Genomic DNA, 24254 nt, shown 5'->3' on the forward strand with positions numbered 1-24254 from the left:
AATCATAGAGATACAAAAAAGCCCATCATAATCCGATGGGCTTTTTGCTGTCTAAAGAGGGTTAGGCTTCAGCAGGTTGCTCGACAAGATCTTCAACCATGGCTATGGCAAGCGCCTCAGCAACTTTGATGCCGTCGATACCGGCAGAAAGAATACCGCCCGCGTAGCCTGCACCTTCACCTGCTGGGTAGAAGCCTTTCAAGTTAACGCTTTGATAGTCTTTACCACGTTTAATGCATATTGGTGAGGAAGTACGAGTTTCAACACCGGTCAATAGGCCATCTGCACCAGAGAAACCTTTGATTTTCTTGTCGAACGCAGGGATCGCTTCACGAATGGCTTCAATAGCAAAATCCGGTAGCGCCTTAGACAAGTCTGTCAGTTTGATACCCGGTGTGAACGACGGCTCAACATCACCTAGTTCGCTTGGATCGTTACCTTTTAAGAAATCGCCAATTTTCTGTGCTGGCGCATCGTAGTTTTCACCGCCTAGAAGGTAAGCGTTACTTTCTAGTTCACGCTGGAAGCGAATACCTGCCAGTGGGTCACCTGGGTAATCCTGATCTGGAGAGATGCCCACTACAATCGCACTGTTGGCATTGCGCTCTGCACGAGAGTATTGGCTCATGCCATTGGTCACCACTCGACCTTCTTCCGACGTCGCCGCAACAACCGTACCGCCAGGACACATACAGAAGCTGTATACCGTGCGACCATTTTTACAATGGTGAACCAGTTTGTAGTCAGCCGCACCCAAGATTGGGTTACCTGCGTTTGGACCAAAGCGCGCTTCGTCAATCACTGATTGTTTGTGTTCAATACGGAAGCCGACAGAGAAGGGTTTCGCTTCCATATACACGCCACGATCGTGCAGCATTTCAAACGTATCTCGAGCACTGTGACCTACTGCTAGTACCACATAGCGAGTTTTGATCTCTTCGCCGCTCGATAGTGTTAGACCCGTGATTTGGTCGTTTTCCATGTGAATGTCATCAACACGCGTGCTAAAGCGGATCTCACCACCTAGCTCAATGATTGTCGCGCGCATCTTTTCAATCATGGTCACCAATTTAAAGGTACCAATGTGAGGCTTGCTCACATACAGGATCTCTTCAGGTGCACCTGCAGCGACGAATTCTTCAATAACCTTACGACCATAGTGTTTTGGATCTTTCACTTGGCTATAAAGCTTGCCGTCAGAGAACGTACCCGCGCCGCCTTCACCGAACTGTACGTTCGATTCAGGGTTAAGCGTACGCTTTCGCCAGAAACCGAAGGTATCTTTAGTACGCTCACGAACCTCTTTACCACGTTCAACAATAATTGGCTTAAAGCCCATTTGTGCCAAAATCAGTCCTGCAAACAAGCCACATGGGCCAAAGCCGATGACGACTGGTCGCTCAGCCTGGTTTACTGGTGCTTTCGCAACAAACTTGTACTCCATATCTGGAGTGACTTTGACGTGTGGGTCATCAGCAAACTTCTCTAGCAGAGCCGCTTCATTCTTCACTTCAATATCTAGAGTGTAGATAAGCAAAATGCGTGTTTTCTTGCGCGCATCATAGCCACGCTTGAACACATTGAATGAAACAACTTGATCTGAAGAAATACCAAGTTTTTTTAGGATGGCTTGAGAAATTTCGCCTTCCTCGTGATCAAGAGGAAGTTTGATTTCAGTTAAACGTATCATGGAGGGTCTCGCGTCGTTGGTGTCTTAGCTTACAAACCCGTTCTCTAAACCGAATGGCTTAAACTTAAGGCTTGCTCGCTCACAATGGCGCGCATTTTACGTTAACTTGATTTGTCTGTCATACTTAATTGCGACTTAGACGGATGATAAAGGGATCAAGTAGCGCCAAGATATTGAATTTTGCGCTCGGATCAGTATTATCGCCCCTCCACAAATTTGGCTAATAAGAGTTCACCATCATGGCATTTGTCGTTACCGATAACTGTATTCAATGTAAATATACCGACTGTGTCGCGGTATGCCCTGCTGACGCCTTTCACGAAGGCCCAAATTTCATGGTGATCAACCCAATCGAATGCATTGACTGTGGACTGTGCGTACCTGAATGTGACGCTCAAGCTATTTTCCAAGAAGATGAGCTCACCGATGACCAACATGTGTTCATCGAACTCAACGCAGAGCTTTCGGAAGTATGGCCAGTTCAAACTGAAGTCAAACCCGCAATGGATGAAGCAGAGAAGTGGAATGGCGTACCCAACAAACTTGGGATGCTAGAGAAGTAGCCCTGAAGGGTATCGTCACCCCTGCGCAGGCAGGGGTCTACTCAAGTCTCGCGCCAGTTTTTAACTATGCTAATTTTTAACTATGCTGATTTTTAACTATGCTGACGACGATAGTTATCCATGATAATACCGGTCGCCATAGCAACATTTAACGATTCTGCGCCGCCGAACGCCGGAATGGTGATTTTATCCGTAACATAATGCTCAGCTTCAGCACGTACACCGTGCGACTCACTGCCCATCAACAAGATACCTTGCTGAGAAAAGTTTGTCGTGTGAACGCTTTCCCCTTCTAAGAACGCCCCATATACCGGTATTTTTGCTTCATTGAGATAACGAGGTAAGTCGAGCAGCGTGACCTGAACTCGTCCAAAACTGCCCATCGTGGCGCGGATTGTTTTAGGGTTATACGGATCCGCACAATCGGTACTTGCGACAATGTGTTTAATACCGTACCAATCAGCAATACGAATGATGGTGCCTAGGTTGCCAGGATCAGAAACACCATCCAACGCGATCATCATACCTTTTGGTTCCGGTGCATCTGTCTGAGGGATCTCAACTACTGCAACCGCTGCATTGTTGCTAACAAGCGAACTCGCTTTTGTCAGTTCATCTAAGGTAGCTTCAATACACTCATAAGCACGAAGCTCACTAGCATGCTTAGCTAAGAAGTCTGATGTGGCAAAGACTTGCTTTACCTTCAATGACGTCTCGACAAGCTCAAGCACATTCTTTTCGCCTTCCACCAAAAATAGGCCGTGTGCTTTACGCTGTTTTTTCTGCCCAAGGGCTCTCAGCAGTTTTAGTTGGTTTTTTGAAATCATTGTCTTACCTCAGATAAAAGCGGGCGCATTATATACTTAATTGGCAAAACTATGCGAGCACGGATGCTAGCCCGGATTTGAGCAATGCTAACAGCATAGACAAAACTCATACTTTTGAAGCAAAACTATCGTTTTTCGATCAAACTAAGAAAAACCACTAATCAACCTCCACTAGCAAACGTTTCCCTAGTTTGGATGGAAATTAATTTTCAAAATAATTTTCAGCCAAAATTTTATTAACCTTATGATTAATTGGCACTAATAAAGCGAAGCTAAAAAACAACCTTACTTTTGAAGAATTCAGCGCTTGACTCTGTGATTTACATCACCATAATACGCGCCGTTTGCCTGAAATACAGATAAACGTACGAAAAACCAGATTTAGTGAATTGTGAGGTATCAGATGTCTGCGGATAACAACTACAGTTTAGGGCCAGTTCCGGCAACGGCCAGGAAGGGAGTCGCTTCATTAACCATGGTAATGCTTGGTTTGACCTTCTTCTCCGCAAGTATGTGGACCGGTGGTTCCCTCGGTACTGGACTTGCTTTCAATGATTTCTTCCTCGCTGTTCTCATCGGTAACCTCATCCTCGGTATTTACACTTCTTTCCTCGGTTACATCGGCGCTTCTACTGGTCTCTCTACTCACCTCCTTGCTCGTTTCTCTTTTGGTTCTAAAGGCTCTTGGCTTCCTTCTGTGCTCCTTGGCGGTACTCAAGTCGGTTGGTTTGGTGTTGGCGTCGCCATGTTCGCTATCCCAGTACAAAAAGCGACCGGCATTGATACCAATATCCTGATTTTGGTGAGCGGTCTGTTGATGACAGCGACGGTTTACTTTGGCATTTCCGCATTGATGGTGTTGTCAGCTATCGCGGTTCCTGCTATCGCACTATTGGGTGGTTACTCTGTACTGACGGCGGTAGATAGCGCTGGCGGAGTTGCCGAACTGCAAAAAATCCAACCTGCTGAACCATTAGATTTCTCTGTTGCACTTGCGATGGTAGTGGGTTCGTTTGTGAGTGCGGGTACACTTACCGCTGACTTCGTACGCTTCGGTAAAAAGCCTATGGGTGCAGTCTTCATCACCATGGTGGCGTTCTTTATTGGTAACTCGCTGATGTTCATCTTCGGCGCTGCCGGCGCATCGGTAACAGGCCAGTCAGATATCTCTGAAGTGATGATCGCTCAAGGTCTATTGCTACCTGCCATCATCGTACTAGGTCTGAACATCTGGACTACCAACGACAACGCGCTTTACGCCTCTGGCCTTGGTTTCTCTAACGTCACCGGTTTACCAAGTAAATACTTGTCGATGGCAAACGGTGTTGTCGGTACTTTGTGTGCACTTTGGCTATACAACAACTTTGTTGGCTGGTTAACGTTCCTATCTTTGGCTATCCCACCAATCGGCGGCGTGATCATCGCAGACTTCCTGATCAACCGTAAGCGTTACGCAAATTTTGAAACAGCAAAATTCCAAACGGTAAACTGGGCAGGTATCATTGCCGTGGCGCTTGGTGTTGCAGCTGGTAACTTCTTACCTGGCGTTGTGCCACTAAATGCCGTACTTGGTGGCGCGTTAAGCTATCTTGTACTAAACCGTCTTCTAAATGCAAAAACTGCTCAGCTAGAAAACGCTGACGCTTAATTACTAGGAATTTGATGCCATGTCATCTTTGCTTATTCAAAACGCAACCATCAATGGTCAACAAGGCCAGTTCGATATTCTTATCGAAGAAGGGGTGTTTAAAGCGATTGAAACAGCAGGAACCAAATCGTTCACTGCTGACCGTGTGATTGACGCAACGGGCCAAATGGCAACTGCGCCATTTTGTGAGCCACACATCCACCTCGACACGACGCAAACTGCGGGTGAACCGAGCTGGAACATTTCTGGTACGCTGTTTGAAGGTATCGAGCGCTGGGCTGAGCGCAAGGCTATGCTTTCTATTGAAGATGTGAAAAGCCGTGCTAAGCAAACCTTAAAATGGCAAATTGCCAACGGCATTCAACACGTGCGTACCCACGTCGATGTGTCTGACCCAACACTCACCGCACTAAAAGCAATGGTTGAAGTGCGTGAAGAGATGAAACAGTGGGTAGACATCCAAATCGTAGCGTTCCCGCAAGAAGGCATTTTGTCTTACCCAAATGGCAAAGAACTACTTGAAGAAGCAGTTAAACTGGGTGCAGACGTGATTGGTGCAATCCCACACTTCGAATTCACTCGTGAATACGGTGTGGAATCTCTGCATTATGTGTTTGAACTTGCGCGCAAATACGACTGCTTGATTGATGTTCACTGTGACGAAATCGATGACGAGCAATCACGCTTTGTAGAAACACTTGCAGCCTTGGCACACAAGTTCAACATGGGTGACCGCGTAACCGCTAGCCACACAACGGCAATGGGCTCATACAATGGTGCCTACGCGTCACGACTATTTAGATTGCTGAAAATGTCTGGTATTAGCTTTGTAGCGAACCCATTGGTGAACATTCACCTACAAGGTCGCTTCGATGACTATCCGAAACGTCGCGGCGTCACACGTGTCAAAGAAATGCTAGCAGCAAATATCAATGTTTGTTTCGGTCATGACGATGTGTTTGACCCTTGGTACCCATTAGGCACAGCAAATATGCTGCAAGTTCTGCATATGGGACTGCACGTTTGCCAAGTGATGGGTTACGACCAAATCAACCAATCGTTGGATATGATCAGTCACAACTCAGCCAAGGCACTAAACATTCACCACAATTATGGGATTGAAGCTGGAAAGCCCGGCAGCCTGTTGTTGCTACCTGCTGAAAACGGCTTCGATGCCGTTCGCCGTCAAGTTCCAGTGGGCTACTCTATCCGCAAAGGTGAAGTGATTGCCCACACCAAACCGGCAGAAACCTCAATTCACTTAGGCACTGAAGAAAGCGTTACATTCCAACGTTAACTGTCTTCAACCGGGAGGCTAGCCTCAAAACACCAATGCAAGCGACAAAATCGCTTGCATTTTTTTTACGATTTAACAAGAAATTCATTTAAACCCTCGATAGGTGGTGGTACACTGCTCGTGCTCTGGAGTTCAGAGAGTTATTTAAAGTAAGAGTAAAAAGAGTACGATAAGTTTTGTCAGATTTTCCCCTAGGGTATTTGTCATTCGTTTTATCCATTTACAGCTTGATTAAATAAACAGAACCACAAAGCGAGACCGCCTAAAGGCAAAAATTTTTAATCTGAAAAGTAAGGGACATAATATGTCTAGCACAAATACTGGCACTGTAAAATGGTTTAACGAAGAGAAAGGCTACGGCTTCATCGCACAAGAGAACGGTCCAGACGTATTCGTTCACTTCCGCGCTATCTCTGGTGACGGTTTCAAAACTCTAAAAGAAGGCCAAGCGGTTTCTTTTGGTGTTGAGCAAGGCCAAAAAGGCCCACAAGCTGTTAACGTTGTTCCAGCTTAATAACGCAGCTTCGTAAGAATGCTAAAAGGCCTCGAGAAATCGAGGCCTTTTTCTTTTCTGCCTGTCTAAGAACCCTCACTACCCACACTCGTCAAAAGTCGAGATAAAATCCCAACTCGACATTGCTGCTGTCTTCGATCGGTCTACCTGGACGCACACGATATTGACCCTTTGTGTACTTCACATACGGTTGAACATAAGGCGTGTTCACTGTCGCTGAAATGTCGTAGCTACTGCGCGTACTGTTTTCAAACCCATGCTGTGATGTCAACACATCCACATTGTAACTAACACCAATATCCAGCAAAGGGTGAACGCTATAGCTTGCGCCTAACGTGTTTTTCCACTCCCGGCGATGATTAGCGTAATCGATAGGCTCTGGCAGTTCTACAGCTTTGCTGGTATCTCGCCATTGATAATAAGTATCCCAATAAACGAATAACGATGGTGCAGCTGAGTAACCATACATAAATCCAACGTCGTAGATGTCGATAGTGTCGTCAAACCCATATTGACCATAAACGTTGAAGTAATGGTTGCCCGTAAGCCAATCGTAAGTCGCACCGAATTGCAGATAGCGATCGGTATCAACCTCCGCACTTAAAGTGACACTATCCGTCGCTGCCACATCTATACCGAAAACACCAATGACTTCATCTTGATACTTTGTCGCTTGAATATTGAAATCAACGATCTCTCTTTGTGATTCACTGGCATTAGCAAAAGGTGGAATGAGCGATGAAGAGAGTAAAGCAAGGGTGAGCAATCCGTGGCGTGACGTCTTCCATGGTAAATAGACGTATCGCATTTCATGGTTCTCTATGGCAATTTGAGGGAAGAAAGCTAATCTTCTGAAACAAGGATAGCTTCAGAAAGTACCACTATGATGCGCGTTTTTAGCTATTTAGAAAACTGAGCTAGATATATAGCTGACATTTAGGCTATAAATATCAACATCGATACACAAGTGCTATATTCAAGAAAAACCGAAGCCCATAGGACTTCGGTTTCGACAGGTTCAATATTTATTCAAACCAGGTTAGAAGAAACCCAATGGGCTGGTTGAATAGCTAACCAACAGGTTCTTGGTGTTTTGGTAGTGACCCAGTGCCAGCTTATGAGTTTCGCGGCCGATGCCCGATTTCTTATAGCCACCGAACGCGGCATGTGCTGGATAGGCGTGATAGCAGTTCACCCATACTCGACCAGCTTGAATTTCTCTACCCATGCGATATGCCAAGTTGCCGTTTCGCGTCCAAACTCCAGCACCTAATCCGTAGTCTGTATCATTGGCAATCGCCAACGCTTCCGCTTCATCTTTGAACGTGGTGATCGCAATCACCGGACCAAAGATCTCCTCTTGGAACACGCGCATTTTGTTGTTACCTGCAAGCATAGTTGGCTGAATGTAATAACCTTGCTCTAAATCGCCCTCTTGCTTACTCATGTCTCCACCAATGATCACTTTCGCGCCTTCTTGACGACCAATCTCAAGGTAGCTCATGATCTTATCAAACTGCTCTTGTGAAGCTTGAGCACCAACTTGCGTGGTAACATCGAGTGGGTTGCCTTGTTTGATGCCACGAGAACGCTCTTCAAGCTTGGCAATGAACTTATCATAGATAGACTCTTGCACTAACACACGTGATGGACAAGTACACACCTCACCTTGGTTAAAGAACGCAAGCAATGTACCTTCAATACACTTATCTAGATAATCGTCGTCTTGATCGAAAATATCTTCAAAATACACATTTGGAGATTTACCTCCCAACTCGACTGTCGATGGAATCAAACTCTCTGCTGCGCATTTCAAGATATGGTGGCCGATTTCGGTAGAACCTGTGAAGGCTAACTTGTTGATACGTTCACTCGTCGCCAAGGCCTGACCTGCTTCTGCGCCGTAACCATTAACAATGTTCACCACACCTGGTGGTAGTAAGTGACCAATTTTCTCCATCAGCATCAAAATAGACGCGGGCGTTTGCTCCGCTGGCTTGAGTACCACGCAGCACCCTGCCGCCAGTGCAGGTGCTAGTTTCCATGCAGCCATTAACATCGGAAAGTTCCAAGGAATAATTTGCCCAACAACACCAACGGGTTCTGGGAAATGATAGCTCGCCGTTGTAGCATCGATATCGGCCGCTGTGCCCTCTTGCGCTCGGATACAGCCGGCAAAGTAACGGAAATGATCCACCGCTAAAGGAAGATCCGCAGCTAGCGTTTCACGAACGGGTTTACCATTCTCCCAGGTTTCAGCGACAGCAAGCGCTTCAAGGTTCTGTTCAATTGCATCCGCAATTTTCAGCATAATATTGGCGCGCTGCTCAACACTGGTTTTACCCCAAGCTTCTCTTGCAGCGTGTGCCGCATCCAGCGCTAGATTGATGTCTGCTTCACCTGAGCGAGGAACCTCACAAAACGGTTTGCCATTCACTGGTGACACGTTATCAAAATACTGGCCATTTACTGGCGCTACCCACTCGCCTCCGATGTAGTTTTCGTAACGGCTTTTATAGCTGACGACGGCGTTTTCTGTTCCTGGTTGAGCGTAAATCATGTTCATTCCTTTTTCTATTTTTCAGACTGTTGGCAGCACTTTTGCAACAACAAAAACAAGCGGTTGCAAAAACGTACAGTGATAAACGCAACATTTACGCCAAGCCAAATGCTTTAAATGTTATAATTATGTAAATTTATGATTAATATATTTTTATTGTACTGTCTTTGGGTGACACTCATTGAGGTCATCAAACCCACACTGTTACAAGATGCCACAGTGTGTCACACCCCGCTGTTACAGATTGGCACAGTCACTACAGGCCATTGAACAGCGAAGAATAATCGAAAGAGAACCGTCGGTCTTATCGGCAGAGAAACTGGAACACTCACATTCGGGAACGTTATGTTAGTTACTCAGATACAAAACAACAAAACTTGGTTAAAAGACTCTTGGCGACGCAGCGTACTAGCAGGTTTAAGCAGTCGAAAGCAGCCCGACGACCGACGCATCGATGGCGAAGAAATCAAGTCACGCGCCGAGCAGCACCAGTCACTCATCCAAGTAGTTGAACAGCATGCCTATCCGTTGTTTTGTCAAATATTCTCCCGTACCGACAGCCGTCTGATCCTCGCCGATACTCAAGGCGCCATTATTAAAACATGGGGACAAAAACGCTTTCGCGAAAAACTTACCGAAATTGCCCTCGACCAAGGGGTGGTCTGGGATGAAAAGCTCAAAGGTACCAACGCCATTGGTACGGCATTAATAGAAAAGCGCCCTATTTCGGTTATCGGCGGCGAACATTTCATTCGTGACCACCAATTTATCAGTTGTACCGCCAGCCCCATTTTTGCTCCCGATGGCAGTTTGCTTGCGGTGCTCGATGTCACTAGCGAATACCAAACTCATAACGATGCGACTCAAGTACTCATTCAATCTATGGTGCAAAAAGTCGAGAGTGAACTTCTCAATCATATTCCAGACGCTGCTCTGCGTATTCGTATCGGTCATGACCGTTCGGTACTGGACAGCGGCTGGCAAGGTATTGTCGTCACCGATAAAAACGGCCAAGTACTGGCGCAAAACGCTATCGCATCAAGTGTTCTTGCCAACCAAATCCAACCTGGAGATGCCATCGATAGTGTCATCGGATCGCTGACCATGAACCAAATCAGTAAAACCGCGCAGTTTTACTATCAGGTTGAAGCGGTGCGCGGCAAAGCAAAGGTTCCATTAAGCAGCACCGTGAGCTCTCCGAACAAACCGCGTCCCTGCCCGCTTCACTTCGGAGACAGCAATATTGAGCAGTTATGGACACAAGCGGCCAAAGTCATGGACAAGCGAATTAGCTTAGTCATTGGCGGTGAAACTGGCTGCGGGAAAAATGAACTGGTTAAAGCGCTACATCAGCAAAGTGACTTGGCCGACAAGCCCCTTATCTCTATCAATTGTGGTGCGCTTCCTAAAGATTTGATTGAGTCGGAGCTGTTTGGCTACGCCCCTGGAGCCTTCACTGGAGCCAATAATAAAGGCTTTGAAGGCAAGTTCCGCCAAGCCAATGGCGGCATACTGTTTCTAGATGAGATTGGCGATCTGCCACTATCTGCGCAATCACGTCTTCTTCATGTTCTGCAGGACAAAGTGGTCTCTCCCGTTGGCTCTCCAAAAACCTACTCTGTTGATGTTTACGTGATCGCCGCCACACATGCTAACTTACAGCAGCAGGTCGCCAGCGGTGAATTTCGTGAAGATCTCTGGTATCGACTTGAAGGGTTAACCATTACCTTGCCACCAGCAAGAGAGCGTGACGATCTCGACGCGCTTATCTGCCAGCTGTTTCACCGTGAAGCACCAAAGCAAACCCTTTCCCCTTCTCTATTGGATGCCATGATCCACTATCAATGGCCTGGAAACATTCGAGAAATCGTCTCCGCGTGCCGTTTGCTGGCAGCGCTGTGTGATGAAGAGATAATCACACCCGCATCTATCCCAACTAGCCTCCACCAAAAATGGTTTGCGTTAAAAACGGCAGACGACACCAACAAACAAAACTTACGTTCTACACTGGATCAAACACTGATCGCGACCTTTAATAAAACCAAAGGTAACGTCAGCCAGACGTCACGATTACTCGGTATTAGTCGCAACACCATCTACCGAAAACTGAAAAAACTCGGCTACAACCAACCGTAATCGTAATGACAAATATCTTTTGTTAGACATGAGGGATGATTTGTCCGTTAATGCGCACAAATCTTGAGTAAGCGCTCCACAACAATAAGCACTCAAGATCCTATTCGTGAGCATCATGGAAGATCATCACGAGGTTTGATTTTTCAGGTAAATGCTTCTTCTCAATCATCAAATCGAGCAACAATTCGAATCATATACCTTAAGCAAGTATAGAGATGAGCGACAGCCTGAACACATGATAAGTGAGACACGCTGTGACAACGACTTCAAAGCTTGACCGCGTACGTGCGGATTATAACGTCCAATACTGGAGCCAAAATTTCTTCGGAATCAATGACGAAGGGGATGTCATTGTTTCTCCACATAAAAATGGACAGCACCAAGTACCACTAACCAAAATTGCTAAAGCTCTGGAAGATAAAGGGCTGACGCTACCGGCATTGGTACGCTTTCCACAAATCATCCACCAACGCGTTCATGGTATCTGTGATGCTTTCAACCAAGCTATTCAAGATTACGGTTACCAGAACCAGTACTTGTTGGTCTACCCAATTAAAGTAAACCAACAAAAAGATGTGGTTGAGCAAATCCTAGAGAGCCAAGCGGAAGCAGAAACCAAGCAGCTTGGTCTAGAAGCAGGCAGTAAACCAGAATTGATGGCCGTCCTTGCGATGGCGCAACGTGCCAGCTCTGTGATCGTTTGCAACGGCTACAAAGACCGTGAATATGTGCGTTTGGCACTGATTGGCGAAAAGTTGGGGCACAAAGTTTTCATCGTACTCGAGAAGCTCTCTGAACTTGATATCGTACTAAAAGAAGCGGCAGCGCTTAACGTAAAACCACGAGTGGGTCTACGTATACGTCTCGCATCTCAAGGCGCGGGTAAATGGCAATCAAGTGGGGGTGACAAATCTAAATTCGGTTTGTCTGCTTCCCAAGTACTGCAAGTTGTCGACCGCCTAAAAGCGCAAGACCAATTGGATATGCTGCAACTTGTGCATTTCCATTTAGGCTCGCAGATGGCCAACATTCGCGATGTGCGAAATGGGGTAAACGAGGCGGCTCGCTTCTACTGTGAACTTCGCAAGATGTCTGTGCCTATCTCCTATTTCGATGTAGGCGGTGGTCTAGCGGTCGATTATGACGGTACGCGCAGTCAGTCGAGCAGTTCTATGAATTACGGACTGGCTGAGTACGCTCGTAACATCGTGAGTACCGTTGGCGATGTATGTGCGCTCTATGAAGAAACCGCACCGGTAATTATTTCTGAGTCTGGTCGCTCGCTAACCGCGCACCACGCAGTACTGATCACTAATGTGATTGGCACAGAAAGCTATAATGTTCAGTCTGTTGATGCTCCAGCAGAAGAGGCTCATCCTCTGCTTCAAAATATGTGGCAAAACTGGCAGAGCCTAAAAGGCGGCACTGATGCTCGCGCTGTCATCGAGATTTACAACGATACACAAAGCGATCTAACAGAAGCACACACCTTATTTGCATCTGGTGTGGTTGATCTCCATCAGCGTGCCTGGGTAGAGCAGCTCAGTCTAAGCATTTACGGTGAATTACATCGCCAAATGGACAACAAGAATCGCTTCCACAGACCGATTATTGATGAGCTTAACGAACGATTAGCAGACAAGTTTTTTGTGAACTTCTCTCTATTCCAGTCGATGCCAGACGCTTGGGGTATTGAACAGGTATTCCCAGTTTTACCACTATCGGGGCTCGGTGGTGAAGAGCAAACGCGCGCGATCATGCTGGATATTACCTGCGACTCTGATGGTACCGTTAAGCAATATGTTGATGGCCAAGGTATTGAATCTACGCTACCAGTACCTGCTTGGAACAAAGATGAACCCTACCTAATGGGCTTTTTCCTTGTTGGTGCGTACCAAGAGATCCTTGGTGACATGCACAACCTGTTTGGCGATACACACAGTGCCGTTGTTAACGTTACTGACGAAGGCGAGTTTGAATTTACCGCCATCGACGTGGGTGACACTGTTGAAGACATGATGCGCTACGTTCACATCGACGTAGACGCGATTAAAAAGAACTACAAAGAGCTGGTTGAACGCCACATAGCGGCTGACGAACAAGCGCTTATTTTAGAAGAACTAGAGTGCGGCTTAACTGGCTACACCTATTTAGAGGATTTTTAAATGAATGATTTGTTTACTAAAACTGATTATTCACTGTATTCGAACGCAATGACCTTCTTGCGTCGACCTTACGTGAAAAACCCAGTTTCTGCAGATGCAGACGTGGTGGTTTTTGGTGTACCTCTAGACATGGCGACCTCCGGTCGCCCTGGCGCTCGCATGGGACCGGACGCAATTCGCCGCGCTTCGGTCAACCTAGCTTGGGAAGGCAAGAAGTTCCCCTGGGATTTCAACGTATTCGATAAGACCAAAGTGATCGACTCTGGCGACCTAGTCTTTGATACTGGTGATGCAGAAGACTTCACTTACCGTTTGGAAGCAGCAACTAGCGAGATTCTAAAGAGCGGAAAAACCATGCTCGCGCTAGGTGGTGATCATTTCATCACGCTGCCTATCTTGCGCGCTTACGCTAAACATCATGGCGAAATGGCATTGATTCACTTCGATGCCCACACAGACACATACTCAAACGGCAGTAACTACGACCACGGCACTATGTTCTACCATGCGCCAAAAGAAGGTCTGATTTCTGCTAAGCACTCTGTGCAAATTGGTATTCGTACTGAGTACAACTACGACGACCACGGTTTTAACGTGATTAACGCCATGCAAGCGAACGATCAAAGCGCAGAAGAAATTGTTGCTCAGATCCGCAGGATCATTGGCGATAAACCAGTGTATATCACCTTCGATATTGACTGTTTGGATCCTGCGTTTGCTCCGGGCACGGGTACTCCGGTTTGTGGCGGTTTAAACTCAGACAAAGTGTTGAAGATCATCCGCGGCCTAGCAGGCATCAACGTAGTAGGTATGGACGTAGTAGAGGTGTCACCTCCGTACGACCAAAGCGATCTTACTGCACTAGCTGGTGCGACGATTGCGCTTGAACTGCTTTATGTTTGGGCAAGCAAAGAAGGCAAAGAGTAAGCGATACAATACGGCGAGGTCATAAAACCTCGCTGTTTTTTTATGTCATCGTCGCATGTGGCGTAAAATGATAAATCCCTTTTCAACGCTTGTTTAAACTGCACCTCATCCAATCACTCCATGAGGCACAAACACAATGCGTAACCTACTCCTAATTTTCGCGACACTTCTGCTACCAGTATCAGCAAGCTATGCGGGCATCTCTATTAAAGGCGATAACCTTGAGCTCAGTGAAGACTGCATTAGCTATGAGTCAAAACGCGTTAAAATTGAATCAGAAGAATGTGATAGTAAGCATCGCAAAGGTAAAAGTGATCGAAGTGCACATGGAAAAGATAATCCAGGTAAAGGACATGGAAAGAAAAAATAACGCCTGTAATAGCGACCACTTTTCGTCAAAGTGGTCGCTATTAAGAGCTGCGGTGACTTAATCGTTACCCTGGCGATAGATAGAGCCTAGTAACGCAACAATACACACCAACACCATAGGCAAATTAATCAACGCTCCTGGGGCATCCCCCGCAGTCACCACTGGCTTATACATGCCAATCGCGAGTCTTCCCGCGTACTCGGCAATCATGATGATGTACATCAGTGGAATTAAGCTTCGATAGCGAATGGAAACCAAAAGATAGAGAAATGCAATCAGCAACTGCGATAGCCCCCACAGCGCAAAGACACCTATAATGGTGGACGCCGCTCCAGAACTAAACGTGTCTAGCGGGATAGTGGCAATACTTTGCGCACCACCATCTGGGGCCAGTATGTGATGCTGACTACGCCATAATGTGACAGCAGTCAGGAAGTAAAACAAATACTGGCTAAGCTTTGCGCCTTGAAAGTGGTTATCAATGGTTCTTGGGAGAATGTTTTTATAATCAAATTGCACTTTGGTCTTCCTTTAGTCGATTCGTGTCCAAACTATAGTTTTGGAGAAAAAACCAGCTCCAATTTCTATTTTCAATGTGTCCGCAATTAACATGATATTCGCATCATAATACTTCTCTTTCTTAATTGCGTACACTTTGCCTTTATAAGCACCGGATACTTCTACAATTGAAGACAGTATTTGCTTACCTTCCAACTCCGGCTTTGACGGAGCACTTGTCACAACTCCCTGCCAATGACCCGATTCGGTTTGGCTAATTTCAATTTGTGTGGACTTATTTTCCGCCAACCACTTACCTTCTATCATTCCGGTATTGGCGAAAGTCATCACCGACCAAGAAATAGAGATTAATAGCATTAATACTTTCATTTACATCACCTTTAATCTCATTAAAAAGCATAGTTCATACCAACAGATACGATATATGACGACTTATCATAAAACGTGATATTGGAATTACTTTGGCTATAACCAGCAAGAGAAACAAACGACCAATCCTTCAAATTCAAAAATTGCTGGTACTTATATGCAAGGAATACGTTCATTGTATTGTCGGAACGATTCACCCCATCAAATAGCTGACTACTGGTTTTATGGGTTCGGTTTTCATACCCTAGCGTTAAAGCGAGCGAGTGCTTATTAAACTTCTGAAAGTAGGTCAATTCTGTGCCCCAGTGATCGTAAGAGGCCGCCTCTCCTTCAGCATCATTCTTTATATAAGTCACCGATGGTACCAAAAAAGCAGTTCTGCTTAATAACATTCGATAGCTCGGCTTTAGGTAAATAGCGTTTGAGTCGCGTCGCAATTCACTTACTGTCGTTTCGTTATCTAGAGTCTTAATGGCATAGGCACTATCTATCGAAAACTGAGAACCTGCTATGTTCTTGAGCTGGAAACGATACGCGTAACCTTCCTCATCGGTTGTAGTTCTATCACTACCAAGCTGATAGGGGTTTGACCATTTTTCCTCTGGTATTAAGGTTGGAAGAAACGAAGCCTGAACAACCGTGCCTGATTGAAGCTCTTGCTTGTAAGCAATTTCAATGGCTACTTGCCCCACCGCAACATCCTCACGTGCGGTACCGAAATACACCTGCTTATCAAGATCCTGACCAAAGGTATAAGCTATATTCCCTAGCGGGAAAACAATCGTCTTATCGCTACTGTTCGCCGCTTGATCGGTGCTTACTAATGACGGGTCATTGTCAGTATTCAGGTTTGACGTTTCTCTACTTACGCCTACATTGAGTCCAATCTCTCCACTAAAACCTGATTGGCTCGAAAGCTGAGCAAAAACAGGGGCAGTGGTAAGGGCGACAACTGCGACGACGTAATTGTTTTTCATTGGTAATGGTGTCCTTATTAATCCATCAATTTAGGAAGCCAATAACTTGGCTTCCTGCTTTGAGCAACAAATAACTTGGGAGGTCTACGCTTTTACTTTGTAGAAAATGCTCTGGGCTACTCTAACCTAACCTTATTTTTGGGTAAGCGCTCAGAGAATGAATGGGTATAAATCGGGTATGAAATGTCTATTCAAAGTATTCCATTGAGTGTCACCGCACCTTGTCAGTTTTGACATTTCCATTTCCCCTCCCCTTAGTCCTTTCTCCAACTAAAAGTGGAATTAAACCTCTACTCGATAGAAGATGCTGTACAGTACAGGAACAAATATCAGCGTCAGCAACGTAGAGAAAATAAGTCCAGCGATAATGGCAATCGCCATGGTTTGCCACATTGCTCCCCCTGTTATGAGTAGCGGAATCATCCCTAGAACAGTAGTCAGCGTGGTAAGGAGAATCGGCTTCATTCGCCTCTTACCCGCTGCGATCAGTGCATCAATAGCACGCTTGCCTGACGACAGCTCAATGTCCACTTGTTCAAGTAAAACAATGGCGTTATTAATCACGATCCCCGCCAGCGATATCACGCCCAAGAACGTCATAAAGCCAAAGAAACTATTACCAATATGTAGACCTGCCACCACCCCAACAAACGCGATTGGAATCGTTGATAGGATGATGATGGGCTTTCTAAATGAGTTAAACTGCGCCACCAGCAAACCAATAATGACAAACAGCGCCAGTGGCAGATTTTCACTGATACTACCCGTCGACTTTTTCGACTTCTCTTCTTCACCGCCAATCTCAAAAAACACGCTGTTTGGCCAAGTTTGAGACTCTGCCTCGAGCCAAGGTAAAATCGCATTCAGTCCTTCACTCGCGGTATAGCCAGGCTCCAACTGAGCACCAATGGTGACCGATTTGTAACTATTGCGACGATAGATCTTGGCGTTTTGCCATACGACATCGACGTCCGCAATATGCGCGAGCGTCACGCTTCCTGCAGGTGTATAGATTGGCAACGCCAGAATTTGCTCAACATTAAGTTCCTCACGCTCTTCATTAGAAAGCACGATAGGGATACTCAAGATTCCGTCACGAAACTCACTCAAGTTTTTGCCAACCAGTGACGTTTGCAAACTAAGTGCGATGTCTCGGTTATTCACGCCTGCGAGCGCGGCTTTTTGTTGATCAATAACAATACGGATAGTTTTGGTTTTTTGTCCCCAATCGTCACTCACATCCTTGAGGCCATCTATACCGGCCAATTTCGCCTTAATCTCTTGAGTAATCGCAAAGACCTTATCCTGATCCAAACCGTTTAATCGAATTTCAACCGGGTTTAGAATCGCCGCGCCATTTTCGATAAGCCTTGTGGTCGCGATGGCGTCTGGATGATTCTCGCTGATGTAAGACTCGATACGTTGCATCAGTTCTGGATTATCACGATAGTCGTGAGTGTTGATGACCCAGAATGAGTATTCAGGGCTGGACGTTCGAGAGCTGTGCGGCAAAATATAGCGTGGGCCACCGTAACCAACGTAAACCGCCCAGTTTTTGATGCCTTGGCTATGAATATCAAACTCTTTGTCGCTCTGCTTACCATCCGAAGATTCCTGAGCTTGCAACGAAAACAAGAACTGCTCAATGTCAAAAACCATGGCTTGATTCTGCTCAATGGACGTCCCCATTGGCATAGTCACTTCCATTTTGAAGAAAGTTCGCTCCGAAGGCGGGAAGAAAATGTTCGGTAACCACTTCATCGCTTGAAAGGCGAATACCGTTGCCACTACCATGGTCGCCACAGTGAGCCAGCGAAAACGGATAAGTTTGGTCAGTAAATTAGCATACCACGCGAGTTGGTTAGGCGATTCTTCCTTTACCTGTTTGGTAGGCTTTAAAAGCAGTACACAAAGTAGCGGGATCATGACTAAGCTCAGCAGCCAAGAGGCCAAGAGCGTTATGGTCACAACCACAAACAATGCGCCCGTATACTCACCCATAGTCGACTTCGCCAAGAAGATCGGCAAGAAAGCGGCGGACGTGGTTAAGGATGACGTTAATAAAGGAAGTTTAAGCTCATTGGCACTTTCAATGGCTGCGACCTTTTTGCTCACCCCTTGATTAATGCGCACCAGAATGTTTTCCGACATAACAATGCCATTATCGACCAACATACCGAGTGCAATAATGAGTGCGGCAAGGGAGATCTGATCCAGACCAACCCCAATTTTAGACATCACCAAAATGGTCAGTAGCATACTGATAGGCACCAGTAGAGACACAATCAAACCGGTTCGCCACCCTAAGAAAATAAACATCACCAAGCCAACAACCGTCATCGATTGCACTAAGCTTGATACAAATTGATCCACTTTGTCTTTCACTTCCTTAGGAGCAAAGTTGACCTTGCTGATCTCCAAGCCAATAGGTAACTGACGAGTGAACTGCTCAACATAAGCCTCGACGTGTTCGCCCAAACGCACATTATTGCCGGTTTCAACCATAGCAATCGCAACGTTAACGGACGGCTTTCCATTAAAGTAGACTGGATTGTTGATAGGAAACTCGTACCCCGATTCAATGGTGACCAGACTGTCCAACCTCACTGTCTTACCACTACTGGGTAACGTCACCAAGGTACCTTTGATCTCATCCGGCGTGTTGTAGTTACCACTCGGCTCAATCGGTAAGCGTTCCTGACCAAAAACCACACTGCCGCCACTCAAGACAATATTCTGTTTCGACAAAATATCCGCCAGCTGATTGGGAGTTAAATCATAGGCCGCTAACGCATTGGCATCGAATTTAAGTTTGATTTGCTCTTGCTGTACACCATGAAGGTCAACCTTAGCCACATCATCGAGCAAAAACAGTCCACTACGAAGATCTTCCGCCGTTTGCTTAAGCTCACGATAGGAAAAGCCTTCGCCATGAATCGCAAGAACAATGCCGTACACATCGCCAAATTCATCGTTGACTACAGGCACTCCAACCCCTTCAGGCAGCTTACTCGCAGCACGATCGATCTTACGCCGCAATTTATCCCAGATTGGCTGAAGGTCTGAGTAGTCCTCTTTGATAGCAACTGTGAGTATCGACACTCCATTTTTAGATTGGCTCTTCACGAAGTTCAATTCCGCGAGCTCTAGCACCGCTTTTTCAAGCGGATCCGTCACTAGATCCTCAACACGTTTTGGGCTAGCACCGGGAAAATGAGTAATGACCTGTGCATTTCGAATCGTAAACCCAGGATCATAAGCCTCTGGGATCGTGTTGTAGGCTTGAATACCCAAGAAGGTCAACACTGCAATAATGACAAGCGTTATGCGACTATTATTTAGAGAAAAGGCGGTCATCGACATTATTTCGTCTCCACTCTTACCTGCTGACCGTCATGAACCTGGCTCACTCCAGCGACGACAACGCGCTCACCGTCCGATAATCCATCGGCAATATTGATACCTTGTTCACTGACGCCATCTACGCGCACGGTTCGCTTCTCGAGTAGATTAGTTATGGGATGTACTACGAATACATAATGCCCGTTGCCATCACTGAGCACAGAATGGCTAGGCAATACCATCGAATGACTTACACCAAATGCCTCCGCTTTGACCTTAACCGAAGTCCCTGTGAACAGTCTTCGCTGAGATGGGGGCTGCATCACTAAAGTGACATGGATCTGCTGGCTACTTTGCTGACTCACACTGAGCTCATCGACTTTTAGTGGGAATGGCTGTGAAAAACCTTCAATTTCCGCGCTGAGTTTAACGGCATCAGCGGTTTGAATTTGCACAAACTGTGATTGCGGCACCGTGATAGTAATTTTGTATTGTTCTACGTCTTGCAAAGTGAGAATTTTGGTCGATGAGGTAACTTTAGAGAAGTTATCGATATAACGATGACTCACCACACCAGAGAAAGGAGCAAGCAACGAAGTGTACTCAACATCTTTTACACTTTGCTCAAAAGCGGCTTGTGCTGAAATATATTGGGATTCCAACGCATCCAAATTCGCCTGGCTAATGGCATTTTTATTGATCAGTGTCTGTGCTCGCTCGTATTCTGCTTTTGCTTGTTTCAAAGTAGCGTTACGAGACTTTTTATTGATCAGTTGTTGGCTATTATCCAGTTGAGCCAACAGTTGTCCCTTTTCGACTTTTTTCCCCGATTTAATGGGCAGGTCTGTCAATTCACCTTGGATTCTAAAGTTCATATCGATGGTTTTGTTTGCCTCGATAATCCCAGTAAAGTGCCTCACCTGGTGCTGTTTCTGACTGACAGCCAAGGTTTTCACGGGTTTGATTAGCACAGAAGTGACTTCTGGTGCTTCATCTTTTTTGCAGCCGAATAGGCTCAGCGCGACTATCAGGGTAGTCAGCCCATTTTTATAACTGTGTGACACTTTCATTTTGTTAACCATTGCAACTTCATTTCGAGCCATAGTAATGAGTTGATCGTGTCGCAAAATGGTAAAATGTACGATTGGGTCAATTTCGGTTATGAGCGGGTCAACAGATAGCGTCGCTTCACTTATACTGTCAGCACCTTGTTCCTAGAGCGTCTATTTTGAAATCTCCAATCCTAAAGTCTTTGTTCTCAAACTCACTGTTATCCAAGTTGTCGTTCTCACGACAGGACTTGCTGTTGCTGATTGTATGGCCACTCATCAACTCTGTGATTATCTACTCGTCACTGTACTACGTGATGATTGCGTTGGATAAGCCACTCACCTTGAACATGGCCTTTCGTGCCCTCACAGGCATCTTTTCAATATGTGCACTATTTTGGCTATTCCGACGACTATTTGATGCCAAATTTGGCGCCATTTATCGCCACAAACTGCCATATCAAATCTTGATCAACTTGGTTTTGGCTTCATTAGCCATTGCCTTTACCTCCGGCGGTCTCCCGACACCGCAGACGTTTGACACCGTAACCGTCTTTCAACTCGTCCGGCTAAAGCTGCTTACTCATTTGAACCTATTACTGCAAGTGACCATTTACACTATGGTCGTTCACAGTTGGCAGCTGAAACAAAAAGCGTTGGAGCTGGAGATGTCATTAAAAGAGTCTGAGATTTCTCTACTGCGCATTCAGACCAATCCGCACTTTCTATTCAACACACTGAACCTGCTACACAGCGAGATCCCAGAACGTCCCGAACTCGCTCAGGAGCTTATTTTTGAACTCAGTGACTTGCTCCGAGGTACTATCGCTATCTCAGACAAAAAGCGAATTTTGCTCAGTGATGAGGTGGAATTGATCGAGCATTATCTGGCTATTCAAAAAGCACGTTTTACCGAGCGATTGCATTTCTCCATGGATATAAGTGAGAAGAGTAAAGCACTACACATCCCGCCAATGCTCATCATGCCTTTAGTCGAAAACGTCATTAAGCATGCAATGAGTAAGACCATGAACCCCATTCAACTCGATATCAAAACCCGCTACACCAAGGGAGAGCTTTGCATTTGCGTTTGTAACAGTTGGCCGGAAAGCACCACGCCTGAGTTTAAAGCTGGCAGTGGTCACCGTAATATTATTGACACCCTGAATTTAGAATACGACGACGCCAATTTTTCAATAGATTTTTCCAACGATACTAGCTGCGCACAAATCACCATTCGTCATGATTTTTAAGGAGAAGCCGATGTACCGAGTCTTATTAATAGATGATGAGCCCGCAGCGACTCAAGCTTTAAAACGTAGCCTTGCGGCGTTTGAAGAGATTGACGTTATTGGTAGCTACAACGATCCACAAAAGGGCATTGAAGCGATATGCCAACAGATACCGGACGTTGTTTTTATGGACATTGAAATGCCTGGTTTAGATGGCTTTATGGTGGCAAAGTCTACCGAGCATATCCCTTATCACTTGGTGTATGTGACCGCCTATTCAGAGCACGCGCTAAGCGCATTTGAAACCAAGGTCGTGGATTACCTACTAAAACCCGTTCGCCAAACCAGACTTGAGCGCTGCCTTGAAAAAATCAAAGCCCTTCCCCCTTTAGCATCTCCTTCAGTTGAGTCTGAGGTTTTAGTGAGTGATGGCAAAACAACCTATCGGCTCAGCCAGAGCGATATCAGCTATATAGAGAGCATCGGCCGCTACCAACAGGTCAACCTAACGACATCAGGACAAAGAAAATTTCAACTGCAAACCATAGTGACAGAAGAGACCATGACCAACTTTGAAAACGAGTTAGGGGCAGAGCATTTTTTACGGGTACATCGCAGTTTTATCGTCAATGTGGGTTTGATAACCCAAGTCCAACGGGAGGCTAGAAATACTTTAGTATCATTAAGCGGTATCAGCCAAAGTATCCCAGTTGCTAGGGCTAAAGTGGCTTTAGTGAATGAGTATTTGAAGTAACTGCCCTCTTAAATGAAGCAAGCTGTGACTGTTTTGAACATTGATTCAACGCAAAATCAAAGCTGAGACCTGTTCAGATTGAGTAACATCACCATTTTTTACTACTATTTCTCAGAGAAGCATATACCTTAAAAAAGCGAATCATATTATGGATAATAATCAGCGCATTGACATCCCATTAGTCTCTCGTAAAAGTGTTGAGTTTTTTGCTTCTATGTTTAAAGAAGTTGATGAACAAACTTACACATTACTTCGTGCTGCTACGATACCTAATGACATCCATAACGACACAGACTATGAATACTTGCCTGAGTCTTGCCTAAAGAATTTTCTAGAGATTCTGGCTCAGCATCTCGAACATGAACGGCTCGGTTGGCTATTTCTTCGCGCATGCAAAGAAACTTTCATTCCGCGTATGGTAGCGGCCATTTCGAAGCGAAATTCTCTTAAAGATGCGCTTGAACAGTTTGGTGAAGCGATCCGACAGGAATCAACTGCGGCAAATGTCTATCTTGAGAAAGCTGGCGGTACGTACTGGCTCGTTCGTGAAAAAACAGGGGTCGATGAAGCATGGTTTAAATATGCCGAAATGTTTTCCGTTATATGTATGGCGGAGCTATTGCGCGCCCTAACCAATAATCAGTGGCGACCGGGTCGAATTGGCATCCAAAGCGCCTGTATTGAAGACTTCGCTAAGCTGCCTTCACTGGAACACGGTCAATTTTTTATAGAAAGGCCGGTCACTGCTCTTGAAATACCTGACTCACTACTTTTTTCACCGACCCAATTGCCCCCTTACCTTGAAAATAAAGCCGTTAATACAACTAAAACCAGCCTCGACAACTTAAGTTTTAAAGAACAATTTACACTGGCGATCACGCCTTACTTATCCATGGGAAAACTGCCCATTAAACTGGCTGCAGAAATACTGCGTATGAATGTGAGAACGCTGCAGCGCAAACTAAGTGCTGAAAATATTATCTATAAACAGTTCATTGAAGAACTTGTCTTTGAAAACATTGCCCATCATCTAAGATGTAGTGATGAGTCAATCACTAGTATTGCCAGCCGTTTTAGCTACTCTGACGCAGCTCATTTCTCTCGTTCATTCAAGCGTATTTACCAACTTACACCATCGGACTACCGGAAAAAATTCAACCGTTGATGTGAACATATGGCGCTCGATTACCTGTCATCAAATGGCTGTTGAACAACCGTCGACTACTGCTACCTTTTAAAGAGTGAAATAGATTGAGAAAAGCCTGCAAGTACACCTTCAGGCTTTTCTCAATCTAACAATAGCTTCTACCGAAAG

At 45.6% G+C, this 24254-nt stretch carries 20 protein-coding genes; 11 read left to right on the forward strand and 9 right to left on the reverse strand.

Annotated features, from left to right (window positions below; genetic code table 11):
* Positions 1–61: 61 nt before the first annotated feature.
* Positions 62–1690 carry an NAD(P)/FAD-dependent oxidoreductase gene (locus ACVA6Q_RS07185; RefSeq protein WP_446647038.1) on the reverse strand — a complete coding sequence of 543 codons (1629 nt, stop codon included), beginning with the start codon at positions 1688–1690 and terminating at the stop codon, positions 62–64.
* A 239-nt stretch (positions 1691–1929) separates the two neighbouring features.
* On the opposite strand from ACVA6Q_RS07185, the gene fdxA reads away from it, so the two are divergent.
* Positions 1930–2253, forward strand: a complete 324-nt coding sequence (gene fdxA / locus ACVA6Q_RS07190; protein ID WP_042501725.1) for a ferredoxin FdxA — start codon at positions 1930–1932, stop codon at positions 2251–2253.
* Between the two features lie 92 nt (positions 2254–2345).
* Here fdxA and ACVA6Q_RS07195 read toward each other — a convergent pair whose 3' ends face one another.
* Positions 2346–3080, reverse strand: a complete 735-nt coding sequence (locus tag ACVA6Q_RS07195; protein WP_446647039.1) for a TrmH family RNA methyltransferase — start codon at positions 3078–3080, stop codon at positions 2346–2348.
* A gap of 403 nt (positions 3081–3483) precedes the next feature.
* On the opposite strand from ACVA6Q_RS07195, the gene codB reads away from it, so the two are divergent.
* The 3 genes from codB to ACVA6Q_RS07210 all read left to right on the forward strand — a co-directional run bounded on the left by codB (position 3484) and on the right by ACVA6Q_RS07210 (position 6539).
* Entirely contained in the window at positions 3484–4728 is a 1245-nt protein-coding gene (gene codB / locus ACVA6Q_RS07200; RefSeq protein WP_353498908.1) for a cytosine permease, read from the forward strand.
* A 19-nt stretch (positions 4729–4747) separates the two neighbouring features.
* Positions 4748–6025, forward strand: a complete 1278-nt coding sequence (locus ACVA6Q_RS07205; protein WP_446647040.1) for a cytosine deaminase — start codon at positions 4748–4750, stop codon at positions 6023–6025.
* Positions 6026–6329: 304 nt separating this feature from the next.
* Entirely contained in the window at positions 6330–6539 is a 210-nt protein-coding gene (locus ACVA6Q_RS07210; protein ID WP_353498906.1) for a cold-shock protein, read from the forward strand.
* A gap of 91 nt (positions 6540–6630) precedes the next feature.
* Here the strand turns inward: ACVA6Q_RS07210 and ACVA6Q_RS07215 are convergent, their stop codons facing one another.
* A complete protein-coding gene (locus ACVA6Q_RS07215) occupies positions 6631–7347 on the reverse strand; it encodes a hypothetical protein (RefSeq protein ID WP_446647041.1) in 717 nt (238 codons plus the stop codon).
* A 231-nt stretch (positions 7348–7578) separates the two neighbouring features.
* Positions 7579–9099 carry an acetaldehyde dehydrogenase ExaC gene (exaC, locus tag ACVA6Q_RS07220; RefSeq protein ID WP_353498904.1) on the reverse strand — a complete coding sequence of 507 codons (1521 nt, stop codon included), beginning with the start codon at positions 9097–9099 and terminating at the stop codon, positions 7579–7581.
* Positions 9100–9444: 345 nt separating this feature from the next.
* Between exaC and ACVA6Q_RS07225 the strand changes: the two genes are divergently transcribed.
* The 4 genes from ACVA6Q_RS07225 to ACVA6Q_RS07240 all read left to right on the forward strand — a co-directional run bounded on the left by ACVA6Q_RS07225 (position 9445) and on the right by ACVA6Q_RS07240 (position 14697).
* Positions 9445–11235, forward strand: coding sequence for a sigma-54-dependent Fis family transcriptional regulator (locus tag ACVA6Q_RS07225; protein ID WP_446647042.1), 1791 nt, complete (start codon positions 9445–9447; stop codon positions 11233–11235).
* A 254-nt stretch (positions 11236–11489) separates the two neighbouring features.
* On the forward strand, positions 11490–13400 hold the full coding sequence (gene speA / locus ACVA6Q_RS07230) for an arginine decarboxylase (RefSeq protein WP_353498902.1): 1911 nt from the start codon (positions 11490–11492) through the stop codon (positions 13398–13400).
* The gene (gene speB, locus ACVA6Q_RS07235) at positions 13401–14327 is read left to right on the forward strand and encodes an agmatinase (RefSeq protein ID WP_446647043.1); all 927 of its coding nucleotides are present in this window, start codon (positions 13401–13403) and stop codon (positions 14325–14327) included.
* A 136-nt stretch (positions 14328–14463) separates the two neighbouring features.
* A complete protein-coding gene (locus tag ACVA6Q_RS07240) occupies positions 14464–14697 on the forward strand; it encodes a CG2 omega domain protein (protein WP_446647044.1) in 234 nt (77 codons plus the stop codon).
* A gap of 57 nt (positions 14698–14754) precedes the next feature.
* On the opposite strand, the gene ACVA6Q_RS07245 is transcribed toward ACVA6Q_RS07240, so the two are convergent.
* The 5 genes from ACVA6Q_RS07245 to ACVA6Q_RS07265 all read right to left on the reverse strand — a co-directional run bounded on the left by ACVA6Q_RS07245 (position 14755) and on the right by ACVA6Q_RS07265 (position 20986).
* Complete coding sequence (locus tag ACVA6Q_RS07245; RefSeq protein WP_446647045.1) at positions 14755–15216, reverse strand: hypothetical protein; 462 nt, start codon at positions 15214–15216, stop codon at positions 14755–14757.
* A 12-nt stretch (positions 15217–15228) separates the two neighbouring features.
* Positions 15229–15585: a hypothetical protein gene (locus ACVA6Q_RS07250; protein WP_446647046.1), complete on the reverse strand. Its 357-nt coding sequence runs from the start codon at positions 15583–15585 to the stop codon at positions 15229–15231.
* Positions 15586–15605: 20 nt separating this feature from the next.
* Entirely contained in the window at positions 15606–16562 is a 957-nt protein-coding gene (locus ACVA6Q_RS07255) for a DUF2860 domain-containing protein (RefSeq protein ID WP_446647047.1), read from the reverse strand.
* A gap of 282 nt (positions 16563–16844) precedes the next feature.
* A complete protein-coding gene (locus tag ACVA6Q_RS07260; protein ID WP_446647048.1) occupies positions 16845–19925 on the reverse strand; it encodes an efflux RND transporter permease subunit in 3081 nt (1026 codons plus the stop codon).
* Positions 19925–20986 (reverse strand): efflux RND transporter periplasmic adaptor subunit, encoded by a 1062-nt coding sequence (locus tag ACVA6Q_RS07265; RefSeq protein WP_446647049.1) that lies wholly within the window; start codon positions 20984–20986, stop codon positions 19925–19927. The genes ACVA6Q_RS07260 and ACVA6Q_RS07265 overlap by 1 nt, the downstream gene beginning before the upstream one ends.
* 224 nt (positions 20987–21210) lie before the next feature.
* On the opposite strand from ACVA6Q_RS07265, the gene ACVA6Q_RS07270 reads away from it, so the two are divergent.
* The 3 genes from ACVA6Q_RS07270 to ACVA6Q_RS07280 all read left to right on the forward strand — a co-directional run bounded on the left by ACVA6Q_RS07270 (position 21211) and on the right by ACVA6Q_RS07280 (position 24104).
* A complete protein-coding gene (locus tag ACVA6Q_RS07270) occupies positions 21211–22206 on the forward strand; it encodes a sensor histidine kinase (protein ID WP_446647050.1) in 996 nt (331 codons plus the stop codon).
* 10 nt (positions 22207–22216) lie between these two features.
* Positions 22217–22939, forward strand: a complete 723-nt coding sequence (locus ACVA6Q_RS07275) for a LytR/AlgR family response regulator transcription factor (protein WP_446647051.1) — start codon at positions 22217–22219, stop codon at positions 22937–22939.
* Between the two features lie 148 nt (positions 22940–23087).
* Positions 23088–24104 (forward strand): helix-turn-helix domain-containing protein, encoded by a 1017-nt coding sequence (locus tag ACVA6Q_RS07280; protein ID WP_446647052.1) that lies wholly within the window; start codon positions 23088–23090, stop codon positions 24102–24104.
* Positions 24105–24254 lie beyond the last annotated feature (150 nt).

The organism is Vibrio sp. DNB22_10_4 (genome assembly GCF_052879755.1).

Coding starts and splice junctions, on each gene's coding strand:
- ACVA6Q_RS07185 (WP_446647038.1), bottom strand. CDS start 1,690: ATGATACGTTTAACTGAAATCAAACTTCCTCTTGATCACGAGGAAGGC.
- fdxA (WP_042501725.1), top strand. CDS start 1,930: ATGGCATTTGTCGTTACCGATAACTGTATTCAATGTAAATATACCGAC.
- ACVA6Q_RS07195 (WP_446647039.1), bottom strand. CDS start 3,080: ATGATTTCAAAAAACCAACTAAAACTGCTGAGAGCCCTTGGGCAGAAA.
- codB (WP_353498908.1), top strand. CDS start 3,484: ATGTCTGCGGATAACAACTACAGTTTAGGGCCAGTTCCGGCAACGGCC.
- ACVA6Q_RS07205 (WP_446647040.1), top strand. CDS start 4,748: ATGTCATCTTTGCTTATTCAAAACGCAACCATCAATGGTCAACAAGGC.
- ACVA6Q_RS07210 (WP_353498906.1), top strand. CDS start 6,330: ATGTCTAGCACAAATACTGGCACTGTAAAATGGTTTAACGAAGAGAAA.
- ACVA6Q_RS07215 (WP_446647041.1), bottom strand. CDS start 7,347: ATGCGATACGTCTATTTACCATGGAAGACGTCACGCCACGGATTGCTC.
- exaC (WP_353498904.1), bottom strand. CDS start 9,099: ATGATTTACGCTCAACCAGGAACAGAAAACGCCGTCGTCAGCTATAAA.
- ACVA6Q_RS07225 (WP_446647042.1), top strand. CDS start 9,445: ATGTTAGTTACTCAGATACAAAACAACAAAACTTGGTTAAAAGACTCT.
- speB (WP_446647043.1), top strand. CDS start 13,401: ATGAATGATTTGTTTACTAAAACTGATTATTCACTGTATTCGAACGCA.
- ACVA6Q_RS07240 (WP_446647044.1), top strand. CDS start 14,464: ATGCGTAACCTACTCCTAATTTTCGCGACACTTCTGCTACCAGTATCA.
- ACVA6Q_RS07250 (WP_446647046.1), bottom strand. CDS start 15,585: ATGAAAGTATTAATGCTATTAATCTCTATTTCTTGGTCGGTGATGACT.
- ACVA6Q_RS07255 (WP_446647047.1), bottom strand. CDS start 16,562: ATGAAAAACAATTACGTCGTCGCAGTTGTCGCCCTTACCACTGCCCCT.
- ACVA6Q_RS07260 (WP_446647048.1), bottom strand. CDS start 19,925: ATGTCGATGACCGCCTTTTCTCTAAATAATAGTCGCATAACGCTTGTC.
- ACVA6Q_RS07265 (WP_446647049.1), bottom strand. CDS start 20,986: ATGGTTAACAAAATGAAAGTGTCACACAGTTATAAAAATGGGCTGACT.
- ACVA6Q_RS07275 (WP_446647051.1), top strand. CDS start 22,217: ATGTACCGAGTCTTATTAATAGATGATGAGCCCGCAGCGACTCAAGCT.
- ACVA6Q_RS07280 (WP_446647052.1), top strand. CDS start 23,088: ATGGATAATAATCAGCGCATTGACATCCCATTAGTCTCTCGTAAAAGT.